This window comes from Methylobacterium sp. B4 (assembly GCF_003201865.1).
GTDB lineage: Bacteria > Pseudomonadota > Alphaproteobacteria > Rhizobiales > Beijerinckiaceae > Methylobacterium.
Window position 1 is genome coordinate 687478 of record NZ_QJJJ01000001.1, and the last position, 25255, is coordinate 712732.

At 65.9% G+C, this 25255-nt stretch carries 24 protein-coding genes, 2 tRNA genes and 1 riboswitch; of the genes, 15 read left to right on the plus strand and 11 right to left on the minus strand.

Going from position 1 to position 25255, the window contains the following annotated elements:
• The first annotated feature begins 68 nt into the window (after positions 1-68).
• Both ccmA and ccmB read left to right on the plus strand, forming a co-directional pair.
• Entirely contained in the window at positions 69-701 is a 633-nt protein-coding gene (gene ccmA, locus BY998_RS03300; protein WP_110350163.1) for a heme ABC exporter ATP-binding protein CcmA, read from the plus strand.
• Positions 698-1366, plus strand: coding sequence for a heme exporter protein CcmB (gene ccmB / locus BY998_RS03305; protein WP_110350164.1), 669 nt, complete (start codon positions 698-700; stop codon positions 1364-1366). Before ccmA ends, ccmB begins: the two co-directional genes overlap by 4 nt.
• 16 nt (positions 1367-1382) lie before the next feature.
• Here the strand turns inward: ccmB and BY998_RS03310 are convergent, their stop codons facing one another.
• The 3 genes from BY998_RS03310 to BY998_RS24985 all read right to left on the minus strand — a co-directional run bounded on the left by BY998_RS03310 (position 1383) and on the right by BY998_RS24985 (position 2415).
• Positions 1383-1643 carry a hypothetical protein gene (locus BY998_RS03310; RefSeq protein ID WP_110350165.1) on the minus strand — a complete coding sequence of 87 codons (261 nt, stop codon included), beginning with the start codon at positions 1641-1643 and terminating at the stop codon, positions 1383-1385.
• Between the two features lie 141 nt (positions 1644-1784).
• A complete protein-coding gene (locus BY998_RS03315; protein WP_110350166.1) occupies positions 1785-2189 on the minus strand; it encodes a hypothetical protein in 405 nt (134 codons plus the stop codon).
• Between the two features lie 94 nt (positions 2190-2283).
• Positions 2284-2415, minus strand: a complete 132-nt coding sequence (locus BY998_RS24985; protein WP_280952876.1) for a hypothetical protein — start codon at positions 2413-2415, stop codon at positions 2284-2286.
• Between the two features lie 459 nt (positions 2416-2874).
• Positions 2875-3075, plus strand: a riboswitch (cobalamin riboswitch).
• Positions 3076-3197: 122 nt separating this feature from the next.
• Between BY998_RS24985 and BY998_RS03320 the strand changes: the two genes are divergently transcribed.
• The 3 genes from BY998_RS03320 to BY998_RS03330 all read left to right on the plus strand — a co-directional run bounded on the left by BY998_RS03320 (position 3198) and on the right by BY998_RS03330 (position 6452).
• Positions 3198-5453, plus strand: coding sequence for a TonB-dependent siderophore receptor (locus tag BY998_RS03320; protein WP_110350167.1), 2256 nt, complete (start codon positions 3198-3200; stop codon positions 5451-5453).
• Between the two features lie 206 nt (positions 5454-5659).
• Positions 5660-5962 (plus strand): hypothetical protein, encoded by a 303-nt coding sequence (locus BY998_RS03325; RefSeq protein WP_110350168.1) that lies wholly within the window; start codon positions 5660-5662, stop codon positions 5960-5962.
• A gap of 175 nt (positions 5963-6137) precedes the next feature.
• Positions 6138-6452, plus strand: coding sequence for a hypothetical protein (locus BY998_RS03330; protein ID WP_245421459.1), 315 nt, complete (start codon positions 6138-6140; stop codon positions 6450-6452).
• 993 nt (positions 6453-7445) lie between these two features.
• Here BY998_RS03330 and clcA read toward each other — a convergent pair.
• From clcA to BY998_RS03365, 6 genes are all read right to left on the minus strand, one after another.
• The gene (gene clcA / locus BY998_RS03340; protein ID WP_110350169.1) at positions 7446-8813 is read right to left on the minus strand and encodes a H(+)/Cl(-) exchange transporter ClcA; all 1368 of its coding nucleotides are present in this window, start codon (positions 8811-8813) and stop codon (positions 7446-7448) included.
• Between the two features lie 127 nt (positions 8814-8940).
• Positions 8941-12072 carry a multidrug efflux RND transporter permease subunit gene (locus BY998_RS03345; protein WP_110350170.1) on the minus strand — a complete coding sequence of 1044 codons (3132 nt, stop codon included), beginning with the start codon at positions 12070-12072 and terminating at the stop codon, positions 8941-8943.
• Positions 12073-12191: 119 nt separating this feature from the next.
• Positions 12192-13520 carry an efflux RND transporter periplasmic adaptor subunit gene (locus tag BY998_RS03350; protein ID WP_110350270.1) on the minus strand — a complete coding sequence of 443 codons (1329 nt, stop codon included), beginning with the start codon at positions 13518-13520 and terminating at the stop codon, positions 12192-12194.
• Between the two features lie 263 nt (positions 13521-13783).
• Positions 13784-13927, minus strand: coding sequence for a DUF2474 family protein (locus BY998_RS03355; protein WP_245421460.1), 144 nt, complete (start codon positions 13925-13927; stop codon positions 13784-13786).
• A gap of 35 nt (positions 13928-13962) precedes the next feature.
• A complete protein-coding gene (cydB, locus tag BY998_RS03360; protein WP_110350172.1) occupies positions 13963-14973 on the minus strand; it encodes a cytochrome d ubiquinol oxidase subunit II in 1011 nt (336 codons plus the stop codon).
• 14 nt (positions 14974-14987) lie between these two features.
• Complete coding sequence (locus tag BY998_RS03365) at positions 14988-16412, minus strand: cytochrome ubiquinol oxidase subunit I (RefSeq protein ID WP_110350173.1); 1425 nt, start codon at positions 16410-16412, stop codon at positions 14988-14990.
• Positions 16413-17510: 1098 nt separating this feature from the next.
• On the opposite strand from BY998_RS03365, the gene BY998_RS03370 reads away from it, so the two are divergent.
• The gene (locus tag BY998_RS03370; RefSeq protein ID WP_110350174.1) at positions 17511-17729 is read left to right on the plus strand and encodes a hypothetical protein; all 219 of its coding nucleotides are present in this window, start codon (positions 17511-17513) and stop codon (positions 17727-17729) included.
• Between the two features lie 1524 nt (positions 17730-19253).
• Here BY998_RS03370 and BY998_RS03375 read toward each other — a convergent pair.
• Positions 19254-19329, minus strand: a tRNA-Thr gene (locus BY998_RS03375).
• Between the two features lie 142 nt (positions 19330-19471).
• Here BY998_RS03375 and BY998_RS03380 point away from each other — a divergent pair.
• The 6 genes from BY998_RS03380 (at position 19472) to BY998_RS03405 (ending at position 22377) form a co-directional block, all read left to right on the plus strand.
• Complete coding sequence (locus BY998_RS03380) at positions 19472-20143, plus strand: Maf-like protein (RefSeq protein ID WP_110350175.1); 672 nt, start codon at positions 19472-19474, stop codon at positions 20141-20143.
• A complete protein-coding gene (gene yacG / locus BY998_RS03385; RefSeq protein ID WP_110350176.1) occupies positions 20125-20340 on the plus strand; it encodes a DNA gyrase inhibitor YacG in 216 nt (71 codons plus the stop codon). The genes BY998_RS03380 and yacG overlap by 19 nt, the downstream gene beginning before the upstream one ends.
• A gap of 115 nt (positions 20341-20455) precedes the next feature.
• Positions 20456-20531 (plus strand) — tRNA-Phe (locus tag BY998_RS03390).
• A 287-nt stretch (positions 20532-20818) separates the two neighbouring features.
• Positions 20819-21067 (plus strand): hypothetical protein, encoded by a 249-nt coding sequence (locus BY998_RS03395; protein WP_110350177.1) that lies wholly within the window; start codon positions 20819-20821, stop codon positions 21065-21067.
• A complete protein-coding gene (locus BY998_RS23870) occupies positions 21067-21936 on the plus strand; it encodes a hypothetical protein (RefSeq protein WP_146221743.1) in 870 nt (289 codons plus the stop codon). The genes BY998_RS03395 and BY998_RS23870 overlap by 1 nt, the downstream gene beginning before the upstream one ends.
• Positions 21937-22020: 84 nt before the next feature.
• On the plus strand, positions 22021-22377 hold the full coding sequence (locus BY998_RS03405; protein ID WP_110350179.1) for a tyrosine-type recombinase/integrase: 357 nt from the start codon (positions 22021-22023) through the stop codon (positions 22375-22377).
• A 23-nt stretch (positions 22378-22400) separates the two neighbouring features.
• On the opposite strand, the gene BY998_RS23875 is transcribed toward BY998_RS03405, so the two are convergent.
• Positions 22401-22700 (minus strand): hypothetical protein, encoded by a 300-nt coding sequence (locus tag BY998_RS23875; protein WP_146221744.1) that lies wholly within the window; start codon positions 22698-22700, stop codon positions 22401-22403.
• Positions 22701-22779: 79 nt separating this feature from the next.
• On the opposite strand from BY998_RS23875, the gene BY998_RS23880 reads away from it, so the two are divergent.
• From BY998_RS23880 to BY998_RS03415, 3 genes are all read left to right on the plus strand, one after another.
• Positions 22780-23100, plus strand: a complete 321-nt coding sequence (locus BY998_RS23880) for a hypothetical protein (protein WP_146221745.1) — start codon at positions 22780-22782, stop codon at positions 23098-23100.
• Positions 23101-23180: 80 nt separating this feature from the next.
• Positions 23181-24449, plus strand: a complete 1269-nt coding sequence (locus BY998_RS23885) for a hypothetical protein (protein ID WP_146221746.1) — start codon at positions 23181-23183, stop codon at positions 24447-24449.
• Positions 24450-24511: 62 nt separating this feature from the next.
• The gene (locus BY998_RS03415; RefSeq protein ID WP_110350181.1) at positions 24512-25252 is read left to right on the plus strand and encodes a recombinase family protein; all 741 of its coding nucleotides are present in this window, start codon (positions 24512-24514) and stop codon (positions 25250-25252) included.
• Positions 25253-25255 lie beyond the last annotated feature (3 nt).

A 25255-nucleotide genomic window follows, 5' to 3' on the forward strand; every position in this document is an offset into this window, starting at 1 on the left:
CCGCCAGCCCATCGCGCTCCGGAACGAAGGCGAACCGTGCGGACATCTCCCCCGTCGAAGGCCGAGCCGTGCGTCTGATCGTCGAGAATCTCGCCTGCCGCCGCGCGGGACGCCGGATCTTCACCGGACTCTCCTTCGCCCTCGAACCGGGGGAAGGCCTCATGGTCACGGGGCGCAACGGCGCCGGCAAGTCGAGCCTGCTCGCGATGCTCGCCGGACGTCTCAAGCCCGATGCCGGCGCGATCCGCGCCGAGGGCATCGGCGAGGCGACGCTGGCCGAATGCCTTCACGTAGTCGGACATCGCGACGGCCTGAAATCCGCACTGACGGCGGCGGAAAACCTCGAATTCGCCCGCGATCTTCTCGGCGACCCGGCCGAGGAGCCGGGAGCGGCCCTCGCAGCCATGGGATTGCCGCACGTGGCGCGCCTGCCGGTCGGCTATCTCTCGGCCGGGCAGCGGCGCCGGGTGGCGCTGGCGCGCCTTCTGGTCTGCCGCCGGCCCCTTTGGCTCCTCGACGAGCCGACCGCCGCCCTCGACCTCGCCTCGCAGGGGGTGCTCGCCGCGATGATGGGCCGTCACAGGGCCGAAGGCGGCCTCGTCGTGGCGGCGACGCATCAGGCCCTCGGTCTAGAGGATGCCCGCGAACTGCGCATCGGCCCGGCCGCCCCCGAAACCGCCCCGGTGGAGGACTGGGCATGATTCGCGCCTTCTCGGCCCTGCTCGCCCGCGACCTGAAGCTCGCCGCCCGGGTCGGCGGATCGGGCGCGCTCTCGCTCGTCTTCTTCCTGATGATCGTGGTGCTGGTACCGTTCGCGCTGGGGCCCGACCTGAACCTGCTGTCGCGGATCGGCCCGGCCATCCTCTGGCTCGCGGCCGTGCTCGCGACGCTGATCGGCCTCGACCGTCTGTTTCAATCCGATGAAGAAGACGGCTCGCTCGATCTGATGACCGGGGCCGCGGTGCCGCTGGAGGCGGTGGTGCTCGCCAAGGTGCTGGCCTCCTGGCTCACCACGGGCCTACCGCTCGCGCTCGCCTCGCCGCTGTTCGGGCTGCTGGTGGCGCTCTCGCCCAAGGCGATGGCCGCGACGGCACTGACGCTCGCGCTGGGCACGCCGGCCCTGGCCTTCATCGGGGCCGTGGGCGCGGCGCTCACCGCCACGATCCGGCGGGGCGGGCTCATCCTGGCGATCATCGTGCTGCCGCTGATGATCCCGACCCTGATCTTCGGCGTCTCCGCGGCCGAGGCCGCTCTGGGCGGAACGGTGCCGCTCGCCACGCCGCTGACGGTGCTGGCCGCACTGAGCCTGATCGCGGCGGTGGTCGGCACGCTCGCCGCCGCCGCCGCCCTGCGCTGGTCGGAATGAGGCGACCCCGGTTGCCTCAGTTGCAGCCGATGCAGATACCGGTGTCGATCTTGTCGTTCTTCTTCTCCATCGACGTCTCCCGGTCGGGGTTGTCGGCGTCGCGGCGCGCCCCCCCTGCCCCGGCGGGCGGCATGGTGCGGCCGACCGGGGAAGTGTTGGGCGCGTAGATGGTGGAATGGGCGCCGCCGCCGGTGCCCGTCTGAGCGGGCGACTCGGCCGACGCCGATGCGGTGAGCGCGGCCGTCAGGGCGGCAGCGGAGAAGATGCGTGCGATCATCGTCGAACTCCCTTGCCGTGCCAACGCGCTAGGGTGCCGTCGGTTCGCCGTCGCCCGCCCTCGATGTCGCGGTTCGACTCGTCGTAAAGCCCCACGAGGCGCCCCGCGAGGTCGACGCCTTCGTCACAGCCTGAGAGAGGGTCAGTTCGGCCAGCGGATGGTCGCTTCACGCAGGCCGATGATCCGCGCCTCGTCGAGGCCGAAACGGGGGGAGGCATCGAAGACCTCGCCGGAAATGCTGACATCGCAGGCATCCCCCAACGCGCCGCTCTGGCAGCGGGCGAGCGCAAGCGTGCGGCTGTGAGCATCCGCCTCGGCGACGTGGATCAGAAGCCGTCCCACGCTCGGCACATCGGAAGCGCCGGTCTCGGTCCTGATTCCGACGCAGGTCAATTCCTCGGGCGTCGCGAACACGAGGTGGCAGTGGTCGAGGACGACGCGCCGGCCGATGTGGTGCCGCGCCCGCTCGATGAATCCGGCCGCATCCGCGCGGTCATCGACGGCCAGCGACGCGAAGGGGGCAAGAGCGACGGACAGCGCCACCATGCAAACAACCCGCATCATCGTCGGCTCTCGGTCGAAAACGTCGCCGACGGCCTAGCAAGCGTCGGGCCAGGGGGACGCGCACGATGAAGCGACTTCAGCGGGTCTGGCCGGTCTCCTGGGCATGGGTGTTCTGGTTGGCGGTCGGTCCTGTGCGATTGAACGCGAACACGATCACCGCCGCCAGCAGGATCAGGACGATGGGAAGGGCGAACATCCAGCGATGCATGAGGGTCATCCGAGCGCGAGACACGGGAATTTCGGAACTCGGGCTCCCGCCGATTGGCTCCGGCGCATGGGCCATGACGCCGACCTTAGTCCCGCGGCCTCTCGTCCTATGCGCTGAATGCATGCCTCCAGTGAGAGCTTATCGGATTGCCTTGTGCAGTGCAGCGTGAGAGAAGGAGTCATGCAGGGCGCGACGGCGTCGCACCTTGTTGCCCTTCTTGGGCGTTTCCTCCCTAGACTTCGGGCCGCCCCTCGGGGCGGCCTTTTTTCTGTCCTTCATCCTCGAACGACCGTTGCTTTGTTCTTCTGTCCTGCCGCTTCGTGGAAGAGTATTCCGCGCGCAGCCCAGTGCGGTGCAGCAAGATTCCTCCCTCCCGAGCCGCCCCTCGCTCGCGTGGCCGCGCGGGCACAACTTCATCGTTTTGTAGCGAGCCCAGATTGACCGCCGCGAGGCCCGTCGCCTAGCGTGGCCGTCGACGGTTCCCGAGAGGGATCAAAAGGGAATGCGGTGATGGGCCCTTGCCCCGATCCCGCAGCTGCCCCCGCAACTGTGAGCGGAGAGCCCTCCATCACCACGTCACTGGGGGCGTTTCGGCCTGGGAAGACGATGGTGGGTGACGACCCGCGAGCCAGGAGACCTGCCGTCAGCCGTGGTCACACGCGGAACATGCCGGGCGGGGTGCATCGGCAGGTGTCGGGATGTCGGAGGCCGGGAGGCTCCCGGCGCCTCGGCCTCGTTCGCGGTGACGTGCCACCGTTGCCGTTCGAGGCTCTGCCAGTTCCATGTCGTCGATCGGATGCCGCCACCGCGGCCGTTCCCTCTTGCCCGCCCTCCTCACCCTGCCCCTCGCGCTCGCCGATTCGGCGCGGGCTCAAGGATTACCGCTCGAACCACCGCTGGCCCGTCTCGACGAGATCGCGGTGCAGGGCGGCACCGCCTCCGGCCTGCCGCCGAACGCCCCCGCCGATGCGGTCGGCGCGGAAACCTCCGCCGCCCTCCGGACACCGAGCCTGACGCGCGCCTCGCCGGTCGGGCTGAACCTGCGCACGCCCTCGCGCTCGGCGAGCCGCCTCGGCCTCACGCCGCTGGAGACGCCCGCGAGCCTCGACATCATCTCCGGCGAGACCGCGCGTCTGCGCGGCCAGACCAGCGTGCTGGAGGCGGTCTCGCAGAACGGCACCGGCATCACGGCCTACGGCTCGCCCGGTTTCGGGCTCGGCGCCTTCACCAGCCGAGGCTTTGCCGGACAGAACTCGATCCAGACGCTGTTCGACGGCACCCGCCTCTATGTCGGCGCCAACACCTTCACCTTCCCGTTCGACACCTGGAACGTCGAGCGCATCGAGGTGCTGCGCGGACCGGCCTCGGTCCTCTACGGGGACGGCGCCATCGGCGGCGTCGTCAACGTGGTCTCGAAGAAGCCGCTCTTCACGCCGCTCAACGTCGCCCGGGTCGGCTTCGGCGAGGACGGCGTCGCCCGCGCGGCGATCGACACGACCGGCCCCGTCGGCGAGTCGCTCGCCTATCGCCTCAACGTCAGCGGCAACAGGGCCGGAGGATGGCTCACGCCGGAGGGCGATTTCCGCAATCTCGCGGTCTCGGGTGCGCTGACGCTGCAGGCGAGGCCGGACCTTGCGGTCACGCTGAGCCACGATCTCGGCTACCAGGAGCCGACCCGGTACTGGGGCACGCCGCTCGTGAACGGGCGGGTGCCCGACCTGATCCGCTTCAACAACTACAACGTCCGCGATTCGCAGATCGCCTTCACCGACAACTGGACGCAGTTTCGGACGGAGTGGACGCCCACGGGCGACCTGACCGTGCGCAACACGGCCTACCGACTCCAGAGTCGGCGCCACTGGCGGGATGTCGAGCAGTACCGCTTCAATCCGGCTACCGGCCTCGTCGATCGCTCCGACTATCTCGAGATCTACCACCAGCAGGAGCAGATCGGGAACCGCTTCGACGCCACGGTCCGGGGCAGCCTCTTCGGCCTCGCCCATCAATTCTCGGCCGGCTTCGACGTCAACCACATCAACTTCCGGCACACCAACAACTTCTTCTTCGAGAAATCCGACAGCGTGCCCCTGACGGGCTACGATCCAGGCCTCTTCCCCGCCGAGGGCCGCGCCACCCCCGCCTACGCCACGCGCACGAGCCAAGCCTCGGTCTTCGCCGAGGACCGGCTGTTCCTGACCGAGCGGCTGTCGCTACTCACTGGCGTGCGCTTCGATGCCCCGCGCCTCTACCGAGAGGATCTGCGCACCGGCGCCAGCTTCGAACGCTCGTTCCGCGCCCTCGGCTACCGCTTCGCGCTGCTCTACGAGCCGACGCCGGACACCTCGCTCTACGCCTCCTACGCGACCGCCACGGACCCGGTGAACAGCCTGATCACCCTGTCGCAATCGCTGGCGGGCTTCGAACTCTCGACGGGCCGTCAGGTCGAGATCGGCGCCAAGGGGCTGGCTTTCGGCGGCGCCGTCGAATGGACGCTGGCGGGCTACCGCATCGTCAAGGACAATTTGATCTCCGCGGTGCCGGGACAGCCGACGGTTTCGACCCAGGTCGGCCAGCAATCCTCGCTCGGCGCAGAGGCCGCCCTGTCCTGGCTTCCCGCCCCCGGCTGGCGCATCGACGCCAACCTCGCCCTGCTGCACGCGCAGTACGACGACTTCTCCCAGAACGTCGGCGGGGTCGCCGTCTCCTATGCCGGCAACCAGCCGGTCAACGTGCCCGAGCAGGTGGCCAATCTCTGGGTGAACTGGGCGTTCGCCCGCGACTGGGAGGGGCGCATCGGCCTGCAGCATGTCGGCGAGGTGTTCAGCGATTTCGGCAACACCGCCCGGCGGCCCGCCTACACCCTGGTCAATCTCGGCCTCGACCATCAGGTGACGGCCGCCTCCCGCCTGTCGCTGCGCGTCTTCAACCTGTTCGACAAGACCTACGCGATCGACGGCAGCGCCGTGAACGGCGTCGGCACCGCCTGGCTCCTGGGACGCCCGCGCTCGTTCGAGGTCGCCTACACCGTGGCGTGGTGATCCTCCGCCGCCGATCGACGCCGTTTCGGTATCGATCGGCAGCCGGACCCGGCGCAGCCGGTGAATGGGCCGGCGAATGGGCCGGCTCGTCGCTGTGACGCAGAGCGGGCGGGAAACAACGGGCCCATTGCGGCATTTGCTCGGATGAAGATCGACGGTCACGGCACGCAGCCGATCCGCCGCTCCCTCGATTCGAGACCGATCCCATGAGCCGTCCCCTGAGCCGAACCCTCGTCACCCTCATCGCCCTGGGCTGCCTCGGCTCAGGCGCGGCCAGCGCCCAAGGCCGGCCTCCGGGCCTGCCCAGCGGACCGTTTCCGCCGGGAACGATCATCCAGCAGCAGAACAACATCACCGGCGGCGGCGTCGATTACCTGATCGCGCCCGGTCCCACCGGTGCCGACACCATCAGCAGCAATTCGGCCGCCGCCGGAAACGCCAACCAGCCCGAGCGCGCCATCCCTCAGGGAAGCGGCGGTGGCGGCGGCGGTGGCGGCAGCTCCCGATAGGGGCTCGAGCGGGCTTGGCCGGCCTGCAACGCGCCGGCCGGCCCGCTCGCGGCGATCGTTCTGAGAAACAACTTAAGATCTCAGGCGTCCGCAACGAGAGGGCGCGGACCGTGTTACGCTCTGCGGTACGATCAGCATCGGCCTTCGGCAGCAAGGCACGGTCACGGAGCGCGGGATGGAACGGGCGGCGGCACTCTGCATCCTGATGGCGCTCACACTGCCGGGTCCGGCGCAGGCGGCGGCCCGGCTGAAGATGGACGACAAAGCCTCGGTCTGGCCGCGGGCGGGGGCGAGCGAGAAGTTCGATTTCACGAACCGGGTCGGCAAATCGATGAGCACGCTCGCGCCCGGCCTCGACAGCGGCTACTTCATGCGCTGCTTGGAGGAGATCGCCAATATCGGCGACACCAAGAACCTCACGCTCAGCGACATGGTCCGAACCTGCGTCTCGCTCCACGCCGGGCGCACCGGGGGCGAGGGCAGCGAGTAGCGGTCCAACTTCTTCCTACGAGAACAGCACTTTCGCCAGGGTACGGTTCAGCTCTCCCGAGGGTGCGAACCTGATAAGATATCGCCTAACGAAAGTCCTTCGGGAAAGAGGCCGCAAACCAACTCCCGACCTGCCAGCAGCCGTACATCAGGAGGCAGATAATCAGGCCGCCGACCGCGAGCCTGAGCCAGAAGCCATCGTCCCCTCGATTGGGTTGCTCCGGCCGCCCCATGCCCATCACCGTCCCTGAAGTGAGTGTCGCTCGACGATACGCACCGGCCCCCGCCCGCCGCGGGCATCGACCATCCACCCCGTCTCGGAAAGTCCCCGCCCAAGCTCACGTCGTCGGCAGCGACCGCAAACCAGGCCCGTGCCTGACGGATGCTGAGGGGACGTGGCGGTCGTGCGGCGGGCAGATCCGCACTGAGAATGCCGCCCGGATTCTGGAACCGGGACGGTACGGGGGATGCTCGTTCCGCATGGTTTATTTGAGCATTGGCGAACGTTTCAGAGCGATGCTCTAAAACGACGGCTTATTGCCAAGGCATTTGCAGCGCTTCGATTTCAGAATCCGGCAGCGACCGCTGCAGCACTCTCGCGCGCTTCGTCCAGTCCACCCATTGCCACGGCATTCAATATTCATATCGCGCGTCGTCATGATTTGTCCTGGCCTGCTCATCGCCGCCGACGCGGTATAGATACTTATTCCCAATATGAGCGCCGGAACAGCGGCTTAAATTGCAACGCTTCGCATGGCGTATCCTCCATTATCATTGATCGATGGGTCGTCGACCGCCTGACGCGGTGAGCGAACGCTACCACACAATGTTTTCTACTATAATATACAACTTCAACTTGGATCAAAGATCCGTTCTCGCAGTGGCGGATGTTTGAGGCGGCCTGAACGCCGGTCGAAGGATGAAGGCCGATGCCCCTGGGACCAGCAAACCGGCTCGCGCCCAGCGCAGGCTTCCGAGCATCCTGAGGAGGATCTCAATTCGCCGCACGATTCGGATCGGCAGCCAGACCGATATCCGAGCCCTCGGCTGGCCCCCTGCCCGCCTGGGCGAGGGTGCGCTCCAGCATCTGTCCATAAATCGGGCGGCCGCCGAGCCACTGGGCTACGAGGCTGGCCGTGAGGCAGGCTGTCAACATGGGCAGGACGAGCGCGTAGGCGCTCGTGAGTTCAAGCACCAAGACCACCCCCACGGCCGGGGCGTGGACGGTTGCGCTGAAGAGCGCGGCCATCGCCACGATCCCGAAGGAGACCGGCGTTACCCCGAGGCCGGACAGGGCTTCGGGGAACGCCATGTGCGCGAGCAGGCCGAAGGCCAAACCGATGCAGGTTGCGAGCGACAGAATCGGCGCAAAAATCCCACCCGGCGTCCCGACGGAATAACTGACAACCGAGCTGAAAAAACGGGCGGCTGCCAGGATCAACAGCACGCTCGCACTCGGGGTCAGGACGGCGATCTGTGAAATGACCTGCTCCCCGCCCGTCACGGTGCGCGGCGCCAGGATCAGCAGGGCGCCCACGAGCAGTCCGACCAGGGCAGGCCAGGCATAGGGCGCGCGCTTCTGCCAAGCGGCGGCAAGGTCCAGCATTGCCAGGATGCATCTGTTGAAGAGCACCCCTACCGCACCCAGGATGATGCCCAGCACGGCGAAGGCCGGCAACGAAGCCAGCGCCGCCGCACCGGCGGAGAGCGGCAAGTCCGGCCGCGCACCTGAGATGATCTGGGTCACCGCCGTTCCGGTGATCGCCGCAGCGAACACCCCCATGTAGTTTCGGAACGTGTACGGGAACTGCTTGCGCGTTTCCTCGATGACGAAGAGCACGGCCGACATTGGAGCATTGAAGGCACAGGCGAGACCTGCCCCCGCGCCGGCCGCCAGCAAGGCCTGCCGATCGGTGTGCCTGACCCGGAACATCTCGGAGGCGGCAAGCGCCGCCGAGCCGCCCATGTGAATGGTCGGCCCCTCGCGGCCGAGAACCAGGCCTGAGCCGATTGCCGCGATGCCGGCGATGAACTTCACCGGCAACACGCGCTCCCAGCGCACATGTCGGATGCCGGCGATGGCCCCCTCGATCTCCGGGACCCCGCTCCCGCTGGCTTCAGGGGCGAAGCGCCGGGTGATGAACACGGCAAAGACCGTGGCCGCCATGGTGATGGCGGCGCTCGCCGCGAGCAACCGCCAACCCGCGATGTGGCCGGCGAGCCATGTCGGCCAATCGATGATCGTGTCGATGGCGAGGTGAAAGAGGCCGCCGAACACGCCCGTGAGGGCACCGACGATCAGGGCCACGGCGACGAAGTGTGCCTGTTGCAGGGGCGTCGCGGGTCGATCTGCCGGCTCCATCCTCGCCCCTTCCTCTCGCTGATCGCCGGTAAACCCGGGCGTTACGCGGTCCGTCCCCGGAACGGATGTCTCGGTGACACTCGCCGGAGCCCCACCCAAGCGGATACGCAGGTGCCCGGACCAGCGCTCAGGCGGGCTGACCCTGCCTCGCCTTCCCCGGTCTCACGCGCTCCCGCAAGGTCTGGACCGTGACGTAGAGCATCGGCACGATGAAGATGCCGATCGAACTTGCCGCGATCATTCCCCCGAAGACCGCTGTACCGACGTCGCGCCGGCTGATCTGGGCCGCGCCGGTCGCGATCACGAGAGGGACAAGGCCGAGGATGAAGGCGATGGAGGTCATCATCACGGCGCGGAACCGCTGCTCGGCGCCGCGGATCGCGGCCTCCCGGATCGGCACGCCCGCCTCCCGCTGATCCTTCGCGAACTCGACGATGAGGATACCGTTCTTGGCCGCAAGGGCGATCAGCACCACGAGCCCGATTTCGCTGTAGAGATCGAGCGAAAGGCCGGCGAGCTTGACGGCAAGGTAGGAGCCGAAGGCGCCGACCACGACGGACAGCAGGACCGGAATGGGAATCGTCCAGCTCTCGTAGAGGGCGATCAGGAACAGATAGGCGAACAGGAAGGCGAGGCCGAGGACGATCCAGGTTTGCCCGGACGCCTGTTGCTCCTGATAGGCGGTCCCGGTCCACTCGTAGCTGTAGCCTTCCGGCAGGGTCCGGTCCGAGATCTGCGCCATCGCGGCCATCGCGGCACCGGAGGAGATGCCGGGCGCCGGGCTGCCGTTCACGCTCACGGCCCGGAAGTTGTTGTAGCGGGTGAGCACCTGCGGTCCGAGCACGATGCGCACGCTCGCGACCGAACGTAGGGGTACCATCTGGCCCGAGGCGCCGCGGACATAGATGTTCCAGAGGTCGCGGATATCGCCCCGGCTCTCCGCCTCGCCCTCCACATTCACCTGCCAGGTGCGGCCGTAGAGGTTGAAATTGTTGACGTAGACCCCGCCGAGCGTCGCCTGGAGCGAACTGAAGACGTCGCTCATCGCCAGCCCGAGCACCTGTGCCTTCGTGCGGTCGATGTCGAGGAAGATGGACGGGTTCGACGCCGTGAAGGTGGAGAAGACGCGGGCAAGCTGCGGATCTTGGTTCGCCGCCGCGGCGAGCCCACGCACGACCGCATCGATCGCAGCCGGGTCCTGGCCCTCTCGCGCTTCGAGCACGTATTCGAAGCCGCCGCTCGTCGAGAGCCCGACGATGGGAGGAAGGTTGAAGGGCCGCACCGTCGCCTGCGCGATCGTCGCGGCCGCCGCGTCAGCGCGCCCGATCAGGGCCTGGGCCGATTCCGCCGCGCTCCGGCGGTCGGCGAAGGGTTTGAGCTGCGCCACCAGGAACGCGGAATTCGGCTCGGCCGCTCCGTCCAGAAGCGAGAAGCCGACGATCGCGAGCACCTGATTGACGCCGGGCATGTCCTTCAGGAGCCGCTCGACCTCCGCCGCGACCGCACTCGTGCGGGCCACCGACGCGCCGTCGGGCAGTTGGACCGAGACGAAGAAGGCGCCCTGATCCTCCTCCGGGAGGAAGCCGGACGGCGTGATCCGCGCGAGGCCGAAGATGCCACCCGCGAACAGAAGAACCAGCACGAGCGAGAGAGCGGACACGCGGACGAGGCGGCGGACGCCCGCTGCATAGCGGTCCCGCACCCAGTCGATTCCGCCGAGCACCCGGCCCATGATGCCCCGCCGCGCGCGCGTCGGACGCAGGAACACCCCGCAGAGCGCGGGGGAAAGGGTCAGCGCGTTGATCGCCGAGATCAGCATCGCGGCGCTGATCGTGACGGCAAATTGGCGAAACAGCGTTCCCGACACGCCCGGGATGAAGGCGATCGGAACAAAGACGGACAGGAGGACGAGCGTGATGGCGATGATGGGAGCCGTGATCTGCGTCATGGCGAGCTTGGTCGCCTCGGCCGGCGACAGTTCCGGATGCTCCTCCATCACCCGCTCGACATTCTCGACGACCACGATGGCGTCGTCGACCACGATGCCGATGGCGAGCACCATCGCCAGGAGCGACACGGTGTTGGCCGAGTATCCGAGCACGTAGAGCACCGCGAAGGTGCCGATGAGGCTCACCGGCACGGCGATGGCGGGGATCACCGTCGCCCGCAGATTCCCGAGGAACAGGAACACGACGAGGACGACGAGGACGAAGGCCTCGGCCAGCGTCCGCAGCACCTCGAAGATGGTATCCTTCACGAAGGTCGTCGAATCGTGCACGACGGTGTATCGCAGTCCGGCTGGGAAGCGCGCCGAAAGCTTTTCCAGGGTCGCCTTCACGGCGGTCGCGGTCCGCACCGCGTTGGCGCCGGGCACGAGATAGATGGCGACGGGGACGCCGGGTCGGCCGTCGAGCCGGGATTCGCTGTCGAAGCTCTGCGCGCTGAGTTCCACCCTGGCAACATCGCGGATGCGCACCACGGAGCCGTCGGAATTCGTCCGCAAGACGATCGCGCCGAATTGTGCAGGCGTCGACAATCGACCCTGCGTCTGCACGTTCATCTGAATCTGCTGCTCGCTCGTGATCGGCGGCGCGCCGATGCGGCCGACCGGCGCCTGAACGCTTTGCGCCCGGATGGCATCCACCACGTCCGAGGGCGCGAGGTTCAGGCTCGTCAGGCGATCCGTGTCGAACCAGATGCGCATCGAGTAGTTCATCCGCGCGAACAGATTGGCCTGACCCACGCCGGCCGTGCGCGAAATCTCGTCGAGCACGTTGATGATGGCGTAGTTCGTGATGAAGAGCGGGTCCTGCGCGCCCGTCTCGCTGTAGAGGACGGCGAACAGCAGGATCGCGGAAGACTTCTTCTGCACCTTGAGCCCCTGCTGCTGCACCTCGGACGGGAGCTGCGACAAGGCCGACTGGACGCGATTGTTGACGCTGACCGTGTTGATATCCGGATCGGAGCCGAGGTCGAAACTCACCGCCAGGCTGTAGCTGCCGTCATTGGCACTCGTGGACTTCATGTAGATTATGCGGTCGACGCCGATGACCTGGGCCTCGAGCGGCTGGGCGACGCTCGCCTCGACGACCTCGGCGGAGGCCCCCGGATACATCCCCGACACGCTCACCTGCGGCGGCACGATGTCCGGAAACTGCGCGACCGGGATCCGGAGCAGCGCCAGCCCCCCCGCGATCGTGATGATCAGCGCGATGACGATCGCGAGCCGGGGGCGGTCCACGAAGATGGATGAGATCATGACGCGCCTCGGGCTCGGTCGCCTGGGACAAACGAAGTTCGATCCGGGACGAGGGGCCGCGGAGCGAGAGACGGGACGGGACGAAAGGGAAGGAAAGGAGGGCGGCGTCCCATCCTGCGCTAGCGTCGGCGGCTCGGGCTGCCGCTCGCGTCCGGGCCGGCGCCGCTGGCGGCTCCGGTTGGAGCGTGTCCAGCCGGCGGCGAAACGGACGCAGCCGGGGCTGTGCGGCCGGCTGGCCCCGCGCCGTCCTCGTTCACGGCCGAATTCCGCATCATCCTCTGCAGAAGGGCGTCGGCGGGTTTGGGCAGGACCGTCTCGCCGGCGCGGACCCGCTGCAAGCCTTCGGCGATGAACTGCTCTCCGACCTTGAGGCCGCTCGTGACAGCCGCGAGCGTCGTGCTCGATTGGCCGAGCTCAATCCGACGCTCCTCGGCCCGATTCCCCGGCCCGATCACGTAGACGTAGCTGCCCCGCTGATCGGCCAGGACGGCGGCACGGGGAATCGCGACCACCTCGACCGGCTCGACGCCTTCGAGGAACACGGTCACGAACTCGCCATCGGTGAGTTCGCGGAGGGTGGTGGCGGTGCGGCTGTGAGCGAAAATCGGAGGGTTCGGCAGCACGCCGCGAAGCAGGATCGTGTCCGTATTCGTCGCGATGGTGTTGTTGACGAAATCGAGCGTCCCGGTGTGATCGTAGAAGCGGCCGTCCGGGAGTTGCACCCGGATCAGGACAGCGCCGAAGCCGCCCGCCGGCCCATAGCGCGCTTTCAGATTGATCGATTCACGGACCGGCACCGGAAACGTCACGAACATCGGGTCCTGGCTGATGATCGTCGTCAGCACGCCGGAGCTCGGCCCGGCCACGTTGCCGATCGTCAGGGACGTGCGCCCGATCTGACCCGCAATCGGCGCGCGGATCTCCGTGTAGCCGAGATTGATCTGCGCCGTGTCGAGCTGGGCTTGTGCGGCTAGGAGCTGCGCTTCCAAGGCACGCTCGTTCGCAAGCGCCGCGTCGTAGGTCGATTGCTGCCCGGCCGGGCCGCCGAGCAGGATTCGGGCACGCTGCGTCGTGAGACGCGCGTTTCCCAATTGCGCCTCAACCTGCGCAATCTGCGCCTTCTGAGCGGCCACGGCCGCCTGGAACGGGCCCTGCTCGAGACGATAGAGGAGCGTTCCCTCCTCGACATCCGTGCCTTCGACGAAGAGCCGCTTCTCGATGAACGCCGTCACCCGGGCGACGATGTCGACACGCTGCTTCGCCTCGATGCGGCCGATGAACTGCTCCGTCTGGGTGATCGGCTGCTTGCGCGCGGCGATGACGCCGACGACAGGGGGGCCCGTCGGCTCGGCCTGCGCGAACGCCGCCGGGATCGCGGGCAGGCACGATGCGTAGAGCGTTGCAGCGGCCACCCAGGCTCGTGACTTGACTGTGCCGGACATCGTCATGTCCACCTGCAACTGTTGCGTGACGACGCCCCGAAGAATGGGCGAGCGTTTCGTGTGATCGCTGCCCTGGCGTGGCCAGAGAACCGCGTCGGGTGCTCCGGCGCCTGCAACGAGGTCCGGCGTGCCGCTGCCCGAGTCCCGCGGTCTGGGATCGCCCCGCCAATGCCGGCGCTCCCTCAAGTCACCAGAGCGACCTCGCCCTCCAGCCCGTAGGTCGCGCAGCGAGCCGAAGGAGTCGGTCGGCGCCCCGCTCGAAGCGCCGATCAGGTCGATTTCAGCAGCCATCGAAGTGGGAGAGCGATGAGCGTCAGGCTCACGACGCTCATCGTCCAGAGCAAAACGAACCAGCCGATCCGACGGAACGTGCCGGTCATCTTCACCCCGCGGATGCGTGCGGCGTCGTGCACGAAGCCAGGCTTCACCGTCGGCTGATGAAGGCCCATCAATGATACCCGGATTCCGGTGTGACCTTGCCGCGGAACAGCCAGTAGACGTAGGCCGTGTAGCCGAGCACCATCGGGATCAGGACCGCCGCGCCGGCGAGGAGAAAGGCTTGGCTGCTCGGATGCGTGGCCGCGGCCCAGATCGAGATGTCTGGAGGCACGATCATCGGCCAAAGGCTGATGCCGAGCCCGATGTAGGAGAGCAGGAAGAAGCCGAGCGCGCAGAGGAAGGGCATGACCTCCTCCCGCCGCTCCAGCGAGCGCCGGAAGCGCAGCGCCAACAGCCCGACGAGCACGGGCACCGGCGCACCGACGACGATGCCGGGGAACGAGAGCCAGCGCTCGCGGAAGGGGGCGCTGAGGACCAGCATCGTGAGCGAGATGATGGCGATCAGGAGCAAGGTCGCGAAGCCCAGAGGGCGAGCAAGGCGGTAAGCGCGGATCTGCAACGCTCCCCCCGTCTTCCAGATGAGCCAGCAGGCCCCCAGGAGCGCGTAGCCGAGCACCAACGCCACGCCGGTCAGCAGAGAGAAGGGCGTGAGCCAGTCCCACCAGCCGCCGGCATAGGCCCGCCCTTCGACGCGGATTCCCTGGACGAGGGCGCCGAGCGCGATGCCCTGGCAGAAGGCTGCCGCGTAGCTGCCCCAAGAGAAAGCCCGGTCCCACCAGAGCTGACCCCGCGCCGTGACCATGCGGAAGCGCATCTCGAAGGCGACACCGCGGAAGACGAGGGCGAGCAGCATCAGGATCAGCGGCATGTAGAGCGCCGGCAGGATCGTCACGTAGGCCAGCGGGAAGACCGCGAAGAGCCCGCCGCCGCCGAGGATCAGCCAAGTCTCGTTGCCGTCCCACACGGGGGCGACGGAGTTCACCATCACGTCCCGATCGGCCTTGGCGGACATGGCCGGGAACAGGATGCCGATGCCGAGATCGAACCCGTCCATCGCAACGTAGAGGAACACGGCGGTGGCGATCAGGACGGCCCATATCAGCGTGAGGTCGAGAGACATCCAAACCCCTTCCTTCACTCAGCGGGCTGGGCATTCGGGCCGGCGGCAAGCGCCGGTGCCGGGGTGATGCCGGCGGTGCGCACCGGCTGGCCGGAGGGCAGACCCACCTCGTGGGGTCGCGGTGGCTGATTGAAGAGGTGCAGAAGGAACCAGATGCCGGCCCCGAACACGACGAAGTAGACCACGGCGAAGGCGGCGAGCGAGGCCGCGACGGCGGGAGCGGCAATGGGTGAGACGCTGTCGGCGGTGCGCAGCAGCCCGTACACCGTGAAGGGCTGCCGGCCGGATTCCGTCACCACCCAGCCGGCCGTGACGGCGACGAGGCCGGACGGGCCCATCACAACCGCGCAGCGCTGCAGCCCTCGCGACGTGTAGAGCCGTCCCTTCCAGCGCAGATAGAGCGAGGTCACGCCCAAAGCGATCATCAGGAAGCCGAGCCCGACCATGACCCGGAAGGCCCAGAACACCAGGGGCAGGTTCGTCGGCCAAGTGTCGCGCGGCAGCGCCTTCAGTCCGCGCACCTCGGCGTTCAGATCGTGGGCGAGATACAGGCTCGCGAGCCCCGGTATGCCGATCGCCCAACGCGTCGTCTCGGCCTGCGCGTCCGGCCAGCCGAACAGGATCGAGGGCGCGCGCCGCTCGCTGTCGAAATGGCCCTCCATCGCCGCGACCTTGGCCGGCTGGTAGTGGTAGGTGTTGGTGCCGTGCAGGTCGCCGAGGACGAGCTGTACGGGAGCGCCGATCGCTGCCATCCACATCGCCATCGAGAACATCAGGCGCGCGCGCGGGTTCGACCGGTCGCGCAGGAGATGCCAAGCCCCCACCGCGCCGACGATCATCGCCGTGGTCAGGTAGGCGGCGGTGACGGTGTGGGCGAAACGGAAGGGGAAGGACGGGTTGAAGACCACGGCCCACCAATCCTGGGGCGCGAAGTGGCCGTTGGCGTCGAGCACGTAGCCCGCCGGCGTCTGCATCCAGGAATTGGCCGACAGGATCCAGAAGGCCGAGGTCAACGTGCCCAGCGCGACGAGGCAGGTGGCCAGGAAGTGGAGGCGCGAACCCACGCGCTCCAGGCCGAACAGCATGACCCCGAGAAAGCCTGCCTCGAGGAAAAAGGCCGTCAACACCTCGTAGCCCAGAAGAGGGCCGAGAACCGGCGCCGTCTTGTCGGAGAAGACCGACCAATTGGTACCGAACTGGTAGCTCATGACGAGCCCCGAGACGACGCCCATGGCGAACGCAATAGCGAAGATCTTGAGCCAGTACCGGTAAGAATCGAGATAGACGGCGCGCCCGGTGGCGAGCCAAAATGCTTCGAGCACCGCAAGAAAGCTGGCCAGCCCGATGGTGAAGGCCGGGAACAGGAAATGCCAAACGACCGTAAAGGCGAATTGGCTTCGAGCGAGATCGAGGGCGCTCGGGAGGTAGTCGGCCAACATTCCTGACACTCGATTCACGAGAGTGACGAAGTACGGCTCACGTTCGAACCCGAACGAGCGGCTCATGGCGGGCCAAGGTGCGCACACGCATCTTCCACGGTCCCACACCTATCGAAGTCGCTACGGTGACGAGCGTCGGCGGAAGACCTCAGCGACGACGAGGCCCGGATCGGCCGCCTCACTTGCAATCACCGAAACTTGGAAATGTCGTCCCGTAGAATAGATGGCCCTACACAACATTCCGTCAGCTCAGATGAAGGCGGGAATTTTTCCTGCCCTCCGCTGAATTATCGATTCGAAATTTCTAAATACGCGTGCGCAACACCTTCACGCAAAAAGAGGCTTCGTTGGCATCAATGCCCAACTCGTCCGCCTTCTCGGCTGGCGTCGCCCGTCATGAGCACCTCAGAACGAAAGCCCATCACGCCAGACAGCACATTGATATAGATCAGATGGGAGCAACGAGATGTGAGCTGTTATCGGTTCATCGCATGCTCGACGGCGTACCACCGCTGGTGAGCCCACAAGGGGTCGCTCCCCGTTCGGTCTCGATGTTCGATCCCGGCATGTCGTGGCGCGGATCGAGCGTGCAGTGTTCGCACTCTCTTGTCTAAGTCCCAAGGACATCCCCGTTTGAGGTTAATCCCCAAAACCTTCAGATGACGCATATGGTTGTAGGTTTTTGCAAACAGCTTGAGCTTGTTTTGGGTATCACCTGCGAGCAGAGAGATAGGATCTGTCGCCGCCCTTCAGCGAACAGCTCGTCACGGCAGGACCAGCCTTCCACGAGGAGGCAAGCAACTTCCGGATGCCTGCCGTTTCTCTTCGATGAGAGTAGATGTGCACTTCAGCGTGCAGATCAGGTTTTCTAAGGCCCAGGAAGACAGGCCCACGCCCTTGGCCCGTCAATCTCCGCTACGACTTTGCGGCTTCGCGCGAATTCGCTCGGTCCCGGAGACGCCACGGAGAAACGCTAGGCGCGACGCAACGCAGCCTCGTACGGTGCTGCTGATGGATGGAGACGGAGCAACGAGCGACTTCATCTTGGCCGATCCAGCACAGTAAGCTGGCCCCAGCGATACGCGCGGAGATCGTGCCATGGCCCCTCCCGTTCTCGGCCTCTACCAGGCTGCCGGCTTCATGCTCGGCTGCATGGCGATCCACAGTCTGCGCGCTCACGCAGAGCGGTTGACTCCGGTGCTGATTGGCGTGGCGATACTCCTGGCCAGCATCCTGGTCGTCGACTGGCTCTCGACCATTCCCAACACCTTCGACCCTGATGGCCCTGAGGTGCGAGCAATTACTGGGTTCGAGTGAGGCGCCCGCCCTAACGCACGCTGCGTCGACGAATTCGCGAAGTGCCTCCTCCGGTGCCGCCATGGCCCGCCCCGCCCCCGGGACGAGCCAGAGTCGGCTGCCGATACCTGCCGATTTCGCAAAATTGCTTTCGACTTCACAGCCGCCGTAAAAGACTTGTTTTTAATGCTGTTCTGCGATCCTGAGCCTGAAATTCTGATGCCACGGGCACAATCATGATCACCGAATCAGAGCCATCCGAGGAAGCTCATAGGTTAGACAGCGGTGAAGCGGCATATATTCTGAAAGACGAGCACACGACGATTGGCTGTCTCATCAGCGCCGTGATCGGCGAGAGAATGACGTTGACGACACCGGACGCGGAACGTGTCCCCTCGGTCTTCGTACTTTATGCCCCCCACCTGAAACAGACGGTCGTTTGTTGGACCGTTTGGCGAAGCGCCGAGACGATCACGGCAGCGTTCCATTCTCCGGTCGGCTGACACATCGATAATCAATCCCCGCGCCTGAAGAAGGTGGAGCAAAGCTCCGACGGCGTTCGAGTCTCGCCGCAGAGATGGATCGCGACTACCGAGGGAAGTAAGGCGGGCTCTACGCAGTCTCCATCTCGTGGTTAACGCGACTGTTACCGCAAATTTCAGAGGATCGATTGATCCGTGTCACCACCAAATACAAAGCGCCAAGACGATCGCCCAAACTGTTGCGCTCTCTCATCGGCATCGAGCTCGCGACACCACGAGACACATCAGACCCCGTCACTTGCAAGAAACTGGCGAGAGCGAGGATGGCGGAGCGTATCGCGATGGCGTCAATATGGGCGGCCGTCGGTGAAGCTTCCCGCTCTGAGAGCCCGTTGAGATCCCCCGCCGCCCGTCCCCATCTGGCTCGTGTGCAAGCGCGTACTCCGGTTGGAGGGGCGGCGTGGAGCGCAGATGTGGACGGACCGACATCGGACGCGTCACGAGACGCGCCTGCCGGCTTGCGCTTGGACGTCCTCGACGGCGCCTTCACCGCCGAGCGCTGCCGGGACTGCCGCCACCTCCACGGCATGCGCCATCGCGTCGTCGGGAACGCCTGACCAGCATGACTTTGTCGTGCTGGAACGGCGCTTGCTCGCGCAACGTACCTAAGGCTGGCTCTGCCACTGAAGCGGCTTGCTGCGCGATCGCGCAAGCGGCCTCGACCTGGCAACTGAACGCCTCGCATACGGCGCCCGCCTCGCGGCCGCCAACGCCCTCAACAATCCAGCCGGATTTGGAAACCTCAGACAGGCTTTTAGTAGCTTCAGCCGGATTCTCATTTTTTTAGGCTTGGGCCGGAACCGCTTTCCCTCGTAGTGGGGCCTGAGCTCCTCGGGGATACAATCAAAATAGCTGTAGGGTGCGCCAAGCTCCGGACGCTTGACATATCGGACAGTCACGCGAAGCAAGCCACTGTCGAACAGATCCCAGAACGCGGTGTCAGCGAGAGCACCACTTGTTCCTACTGAAGCGGTTGCTTAAGCTGCGGCGATCGCAGGATAACTGGTGCCGCAAGAGGGATTCGAACCCCCGACCCCCTCATTACGAATGAGGTGCTCTACCAGCTGAGCTATTGCGGCGTCGCATCCGGCCGGACGTGGCGCGGCCTGACGGAACGAGCCGGGTCTTAGACGGACGCCCTCGCCTTGGCAAGCCTTGGACGGCCCATCAGACCACCCACCGCGTTGCGGTGCCGCCGGGCTTGTGCGTAAGACCTCGCCGATGAACGATCTGCCTCACCTCGATGTCCCCGAGCCGCGGGAGCCCGGCTTGCGGACCCGGCCGCCCCTCGTGCTCGCATCGGCCTCGCCGCGCCGTCTTGCGCTGCTGCAGCAGGTCGGAATCGAGCCCGACGCGCTGTTGCCGGCCGATATCGACGAGACACCGCGCAAGTCCGAATCACCCCGCGATCTCGCGCGCCGATTGGCCCGCGAGAAGCTGGAGGCGGCCCAGGTCGCGGCGCGGCGCCGGGACGAACTGCGCGAGGCGTATCTCGTCTCCGCTGATACGGTCGTGGCGGTCGGGCGCCGCGTGCTGCCCAAGGCTGAACTGCTCGACGAGGCGGCCGACTGCCTGCGACTGCTCTCAGGGCGGGCGCACCGGGTCTACACGGCGGTCTGCATCCTCTCCCCGAAGGACCGTCGCCGGGAACGCATGGTCGAGACCCGCATCCGCTTCAAGCGCCTCTCCAACCGCGAGATCGAAGGCTACCTGTCCTCCGGCGAGTGGCGGGGCAAGGCCGGCGGCTACGCGATCCAGGGGTTGGCGGCGGCCTTCGCGGTGAAGCTCGTCGGCTCCCATAGCGCGGTGGTCGGGCTACCGCTCTACGAGACCATGAGCCTTCTCGAAGGCGAAGGCTTTCCCGTGCGCGGAGCCTGGGGAGCCGCCTCGTGAGTGCGGCGTCCAAGCGGCCGCCACCCTGCCCGATCTGCGGCAAGCCGGCCGAGCCCGCGACGAAGCCATTCTGCTCGCCCCGCTGCGCCGACATCGACCTCGGTCGCTGGCTCGGCGAGCGCTACGTCATTCCCGGACCGGAGGACGAGGAGATCCCCTTTCCTTCCGGCCGGGAGGAGGACGAGCGCTTCCCTTGAGGGTCGAAACGGTGCCCGGCAAAAAAGCGTCGCCCCGCCCCAACAGGAGGCTGGACAGGCTCCGGGGCCTTCACTATACCCCCGCCTGCCGCTGACGCAGAGCGAAGCGGCCGATGCCCAGGTAGCTCAGTTGGTAGAGCATGCGACTGAAAATCGCAGTGTCGGCGGTTCGACTCCGTCCCTGGGCACCATCGTTTACGTAAATCCCTGAAACTCCTCTTGATCTCGGCCAGAGTCCCCACGGGTTTCTCTTTGCTGGGGTTTCGTGTGGGGATTTTCAAGGAAGACGATGGGCTCCTTTGGAGCCGCAATGTCAGCTTTTTCCACTCGTTCTCCACGGCCACGGTTCACCTTCCGTGCGCCACTCACGCATCCTCAAAAGAATATTGCGGTTCGCGAACGCGGTTCGGTAGGGTCCGCCCGTAGCTTGTTGCCCGGCACATTTCAGCGGGCGCGATTTGACGGACCCGATTTCATTATGACCCGCGTTTACGAGACACGTGGCCGCTGCCTTGAGGCAGCCGCGAAGCACATCAACATCGGCCCCACGAAGTTCGAGGCGCTTGTCGCTGACGGACGCATGCCGCAACCGCGCTTGATCGACAAGCGCGTGGTCTGGGACGTGTACGAGCTTGACGCCGCTTTCGAACGCCTGCCGCGACGTGGCGAGCGGCCGTCGTCGCCGCCGAGCGTGTTCGACGATCCGTGGAACAACGTTGCGGTCTGATGGGACGCCCGGCTCTCGATCCGGCCATCAAGGCCGCCCGCTATGAAGCGGCTCGCATTGAAGCTCGACGCCTGAACAACGGCAAGCTGCTGCCTCGGCGCGTGTATGCGACCCCCATGCCTACAGGGAAGGTCTACATTCGCTACGAGCCCGCAACCGGACCGAAGGTGATGCTGCGGTCGCCGATCGGATCGGCGGAGTTCTACGACGAGCTATCCGCCCTCATGCGCGGCACCGCTCGTCCGCCCGTTCGTCGCGCTGCTTCGCCCCCTCGCTCGGCTGTATCGCAGCCGGGTACGTGGCAGGCTTTGTGCGAGGAGTTCTTCGAGAGCAGTGCCTTCAGGAAGTACGCCGCGCGTTGCCGCCGTGTCCGGCGTAGGGTTCTGGAGCGGACGTGGAGTGAGCCAATCCACGGGCAGGAGCCAAACGGTCTTCGCTTCGGCGCAATGCCGGTCGAGCGTTTCCGCTTCAAGGCGATCTCGATCCTCAAGGAACGCTTCGCCCGGATCGCGACGGTGCCCGACGAGATGTACCCCGCCGACCGAAGAAAGGATCGCTGCATCCCGACCGCGCCGGAGGCGGGCAACTCGGTCGTCCGCTACATCCGTGCCGTCTTCGAATGGGCGAAGGAGCAGCACCCCGATGCCGTCGATGGGCGGAATTGGGCACGCGAAGTTCGGCTCTACCCCTCCTCGCGTAGCGGCTTCAAGGTGTGGAAGGCAGAGCAGTGCGCAGCCTACGAAGCGCGTCATCCTCGCGGTACGCTGGCGCGTCTGGTGTACGATCTCGCCAAGTTCAGCGGGCAGCGCGTATCGGATGTCGCCCGGCTCGGACCGCACATGCTGGATCACGATTATAAGGGTCGGTAGCGGCTCAGCTTCATCCAGTCCAAGAACCGCAACACCGACCCGGTACGGGCGTTCGTGTCAGTTACGCCCGCTCTTAGAGCAGCCATGGAGGCGGCAGGAGCGAGCGGGGTGCTGGGCGAGAAGACGTTCATCTCCACCCCACGCGGAACCCCGTACAGTGGGCAGTCGCTCGGCAACTACTTCCGCAAGCGTTGCGAGGAGGCCGGGCTGGCCGGGTTCTCCATGCACGGCTTGCGCAAGACGGGCGTGGTCACCTTCCTCGAAGCAGGTTGCTCCTGGCAGGAGATCATGGCGATCACCGGCCATCGTAGCATCAAGGAGATCGAGCGTTACGGCCGCGAATTCCTCCGAGGAAGCGCGGCGGCCAGCGCGTTTGATCGGCTCCTGGCGCGCACCAGTGACGGGAACGACACGGACGGGCAAGTTCGGCAGGCCGCGTGAAGTTCGAGCGGCGGTCAGCCTCGTCAGGCCCACCGCCGCCCGAGCAGATCGGCCACGTAGAGATCGCGCTCGATTGATGCATCGATCTCGTAGACCTGTGCGGCGACATCGGCAGGCAGCAGTTTGGCTGCTTCGGCGAGCCGCGCTCGGATGCGGCCCACCGTTTCAGATGAGACGCGTGCTGTAGCACCGTCGCGCCGGGTGTAGTCGCGAAGCAGGTCTTCGCCGCGCCCGCACCAGCGGGTAGAGAACGATTGCGCGCTGTCGGTGAGCCCGAGAGCGCGGATACGCTCGAAAGTTGCAATAAGTTGATGTCCGTACATGGGTGAAGCTCCTCTGTGCCGCCGGGAATAATGCCGGGATAAATACATCCGTGATACAGTACACGGAGTGATGAATCCCATGATTGACAAAGAAATACTCACCGGAACGCAGCGTCTTCTCGACTGTTATTTATCTCCGCTCGAATTCGGACCTTGGACGCTTGAGAACGTCTCCATCTCGGCGCACGACATCTCCGCCTATGGCGCACCGTCTGATGCCCGAGCAGTGCGGCTGCTGATCGAGGAGCCCGACCAAGGCTGGACCGTAGCGGCAGAGGCGATCTACCGTAGCCGTAAAGTCTGGCGGCTGCGTGTTTCGAGTTACTACGACGACTGTGGCGGCCACGGCGGCACGGGGGGCGTCAAGCACGCGTATCTCAACTGGCTGCGTTCGCTGTGACCGCTCTCGAAAGCGATCTCGCGGAACTTCGGCAACGCGCCCTGGCGACCTTCCTCGTTCTCCGTCGAAGCCCGCGCTCCGTGCTGCGCTTCATCACCACGATCGTTTGGCCTGCTGTGGTCACGCTCGGCGACTTGGAGGAAGTCGGACAGCATGCGTGCGCTGCTGCTGAGCGACATCATGCCGAGCGCCGCGAAGCACTGATGCGCGACGGCACGATCAGCCGCAACGCCCGAGGCGGCCAGACGAGATGGGCAGGCGTCCTCGAACTCGATCTCCTGCACCCGCAGGCCACCTGCTCGGAGATGAAGGCCGAACTGCTCGCGCAATGGGGCATCGACGTGGCGACACTCCGTCCGCATCAGCGCGTGTTGGTGCTGCACGAGCATGCCATCGCCGATTGCCGAGGGCATCGCTCACCTGAGGCTCTCGCTCGCGGCCTGCGCGAGATGTGGCCGGGTCCCCGGCGCGTTCACGTTGCCAAGCTCTGGGAAACCGGCACAGTCGCCCACAATCTGGAGAGGTTGGCCGGGTACGCGACGAAGCGCATCCACCGATACAGCACCGCCTGGGGCGGCAAGCGGACCTCCTATCACTGCGACTACGAGGCCGGATGGCGCAACTTCATCGAAGGCATCTACGGCGCGCTATGCAACCACAGGCTGCTAACGTCGAACATTACTACACAAGCGGTAGCGGTTCTGGGTCAGGATGAAGCTCACACCAGCGCCGACAGAATGTACCATCCGAGGGCCACTCCCGAAGGAGAAACCGCGAAAGCGGCAACTCCGCAGTTGAGTATATCGGACAACACTCCCGAACAATTGAAGCACCTGACACAGACAAACCTATGCACGGAGACAGACACAACTATGCGGGCATACGAGATCATCAACGGCTACGTTGATCCCGAGACGATCAAGACAGATGACTTCCTTCAAACGGCGCTTGCCCGAGAAAGTCCGGGCCTCACCCCGGCTGAGCGCGGCATCATGTACGGCATCGACACCGACGCCGAAACGCTTCGGATCGAGCAGCAACGCCTTGACCTTGCGAAGACCCTTGCAGAGATCGACAAGCTCCGGGCCACCGCCGATCGCGAGCGAGCCGCCGCCGCCGCCGCCGCCGCCGCCGAACGACCTACAGCTTCCAATGAAGCTCCACCAACTCAACCTCGCAGTTCGGGTGGGAACGGCGGATCGCCTGGATCACAAGCGCCTCGACGCGTTGCAGAACACGGAAGGAGCCGCTCGACGACGTGTAAGGTCCGCTCGAACCAGAGCGCCGGTAGCGATATCGCGTTTGTGCCAGCACATGCATCAGTTGCCCCTCCAGCCCGGCGAGCTTGACGCCGCCAGCGATCCCTGTCTCTATTTCTCAGGAATTGAGTACAGGTTTCAAGCGTATCCCTATGATTTACCGCAAGAAAGAAGCCGCAGAGTTAACGCGCGCCGTCGCATATTTCAGGACCTCATCGGCCTCGAACGTAGGCTCGGACAAGGACAGTGAGCGCCGCCAGCGAGAGGCCGTCATCGGCTACGCGCGGCAGGCCGGTATTGAGATCGTCGCTGAGTTCTACGACGCTTCCGTTTCTGGAGCGGACCCTATCGATGCTCGACCCGGCTTCGCTGAAATGCTTAAGCGGATCGAGAGCAACGGTGTCCGCACGATCGTTGTTGAGACGGCGAACCGCTTCGCGCGCGACCTTATGGTTCAGGAGGTCGGCTACTCGAAGTTGCGTGAGCGCGGGATCAGCTTGATCGCGGCGGACAGCCCAAACGCCTTCCTTGAGGACACACCTACCGCCAATCTCGTAAGGCAGATTTTGGGAGCGATCTCGGAGTTCGACAAGGCGATCACAGTCGCCAAGCTTCGGGGAGCCCGCGACCGACAACGGGCCACCGGCCGGAAGGTCGAGGGCAGGAAGGGCCTTGTCGAGCGCGAAGGCGGGCAGGCCCTGGCAGCGGAAGCGCGACGGCTGCATCGCGTATCGCCGAAAACCGGGAAGCGGCGTTCTCTACGCGAGATCGCGCTGATCCTCGCCGAACAGGGGCATGTCAGCAGCAGCGGTCTGCCCTTTGCTCCGAGCGTCGTTCAGCGTTTGCTGAGCACGCGTGCTTCGGCCACGCTCTCCAGCGTTCCGCCCCCCTGAACC

What these genes read in the sequence shown, in the direction of transcription:
- BY998_RS23875 (WP_146221744.1), bottom strand. Translation starts at nt 22,700, where the DNA reads ATGTACGGACATCAACTTATTGCAACTTTCGAGCGTATCCGCGCTCTC.
- BY998_RS03310 (WP_110350165.1), bottom strand. Translation starts at nt 1,643, where the DNA reads ATGATCGCACGCATCTTCTCCGCTGCCGCCCTGACGGCCGCGCTCACC.
- BY998_RS24985 (WP_280952876.1), bottom strand. Translation starts at nt 2,415, where the DNA reads ATGCATCGCTGGATGTTCGCCCTTCCCATCGTCCTGATCCTGCTGGCG.
- BY998_RS03315 (WP_110350166.1), bottom strand. Translation starts at nt 2,189, where the DNA reads ATGGTGGCGCTGTCCGTCGCTCTTGCCCCCTTCGCGTCGCTGGCCGTC.
- BY998_RS03320 (WP_110350167.1), top strand. Translation starts at nt 3,198, where the DNA reads ATGTCGTCGATCGGATGCCGCCACCGCGGCCGTTCCCTCTTGCCCGCC.
- BY998_RS03380 (WP_110350175.1), top strand. Translation starts at nt 19,472, where the DNA reads ATGAACGATCTGCCTCACCTCGATGTCCCCGAGCCGCGGGAGCCCGGC.
- cydB (WP_110350172.1), bottom strand. Translation starts at nt 14,973, where the DNA reads ATGTCTCTCGACCTCACGCTGATATGGGCCGTCCTGATCGCCACCGCC.
- BY998_RS03350 (WP_110350270.1), bottom strand. Translation starts at nt 13,520, where the DNA reads ATGACGATGTCCGGCACAGTCAAGTCACGAGCCTGGGTGGCCGCTGCA.
- clcA (WP_110350169.1), bottom strand. Translation starts at nt 8,813, where the DNA reads ATGGAGCCGGCAGATCGACCCGCGACGCCCCTGCAACAGGCACACTTC.
- BY998_RS03405 (WP_110350179.1), top strand. Translation starts at nt 22,021, where the DNA reads ATGGAGGCGGCAGGAGCGAGCGGGGTGCTGGGCGAGAAGACGTTCATC.
- BY998_RS03415 (WP_110350181.1), top strand. Translation starts at nt 24,512, where the DNA reads ATGATTTACCGCAAGAAAGAAGCCGCAGAGTTAACGCGCGCCGTCGCA.
- BY998_RS03325 (WP_110350168.1), top strand. Translation starts at nt 5,660, where the DNA reads ATGAGCCGTCCCCTGAGCCGAACCCTCGTCACCCTCATCGCCCTGGGC.
- BY998_RS03370 (WP_110350174.1), top strand. Translation starts at nt 17,511, where the DNA reads ATGGCCCCTCCCGTTCTCGGCCTCTACCAGGCTGCCGGCTTCATGCTC.
- BY998_RS23870 (WP_146221743.1), top strand. Translation starts at nt 21,067, where the DNA reads ATGGGACGCCCGGCTCTCGATCCGGCCATCAAGGCCGCCCGCTATGAA.
- BY998_RS23880 (WP_146221745.1), top strand. Translation starts at nt 22,780, where the DNA reads ATGATTGACAAAGAAATACTCACCGGAACGCAGCGTCTTCTCGACTGT.
- BY998_RS03345 (WP_110350170.1), bottom strand. Translation starts at nt 12,072, where the DNA reads ATGATCTCATCCATCTTCGTGGACCGCCCCCGGCTCGCGATCGTCATC.
- BY998_RS03365 (WP_110350173.1), bottom strand. Translation starts at nt 16,412, where the DNA reads ATGTTGGCCGACTACCTCCCGAGCGCCCTCGATCTCGCTCGAAGCCAA.
- ccmB (WP_110350164.1), top strand. Translation starts at nt 698, where the DNA reads ATGATTCGCGCCTTCTCGGCCCTGCTCGCCCGCGACCTGAAGCTCGCC.
- BY998_RS03330 (WP_245421459.1), top strand. Translation starts at nt 6,138, where the DNA reads ATGGAACGGGCGGCGGCACTCTGCATCCTGATGGCGCTCACACTGCCG.
- BY998_RS03395 (WP_110350177.1), top strand. Translation starts at nt 20,819, where the DNA reads ATGACCCGCGTTTACGAGACACGTGGCCGCTGCCTTGAGGCAGCCGCG.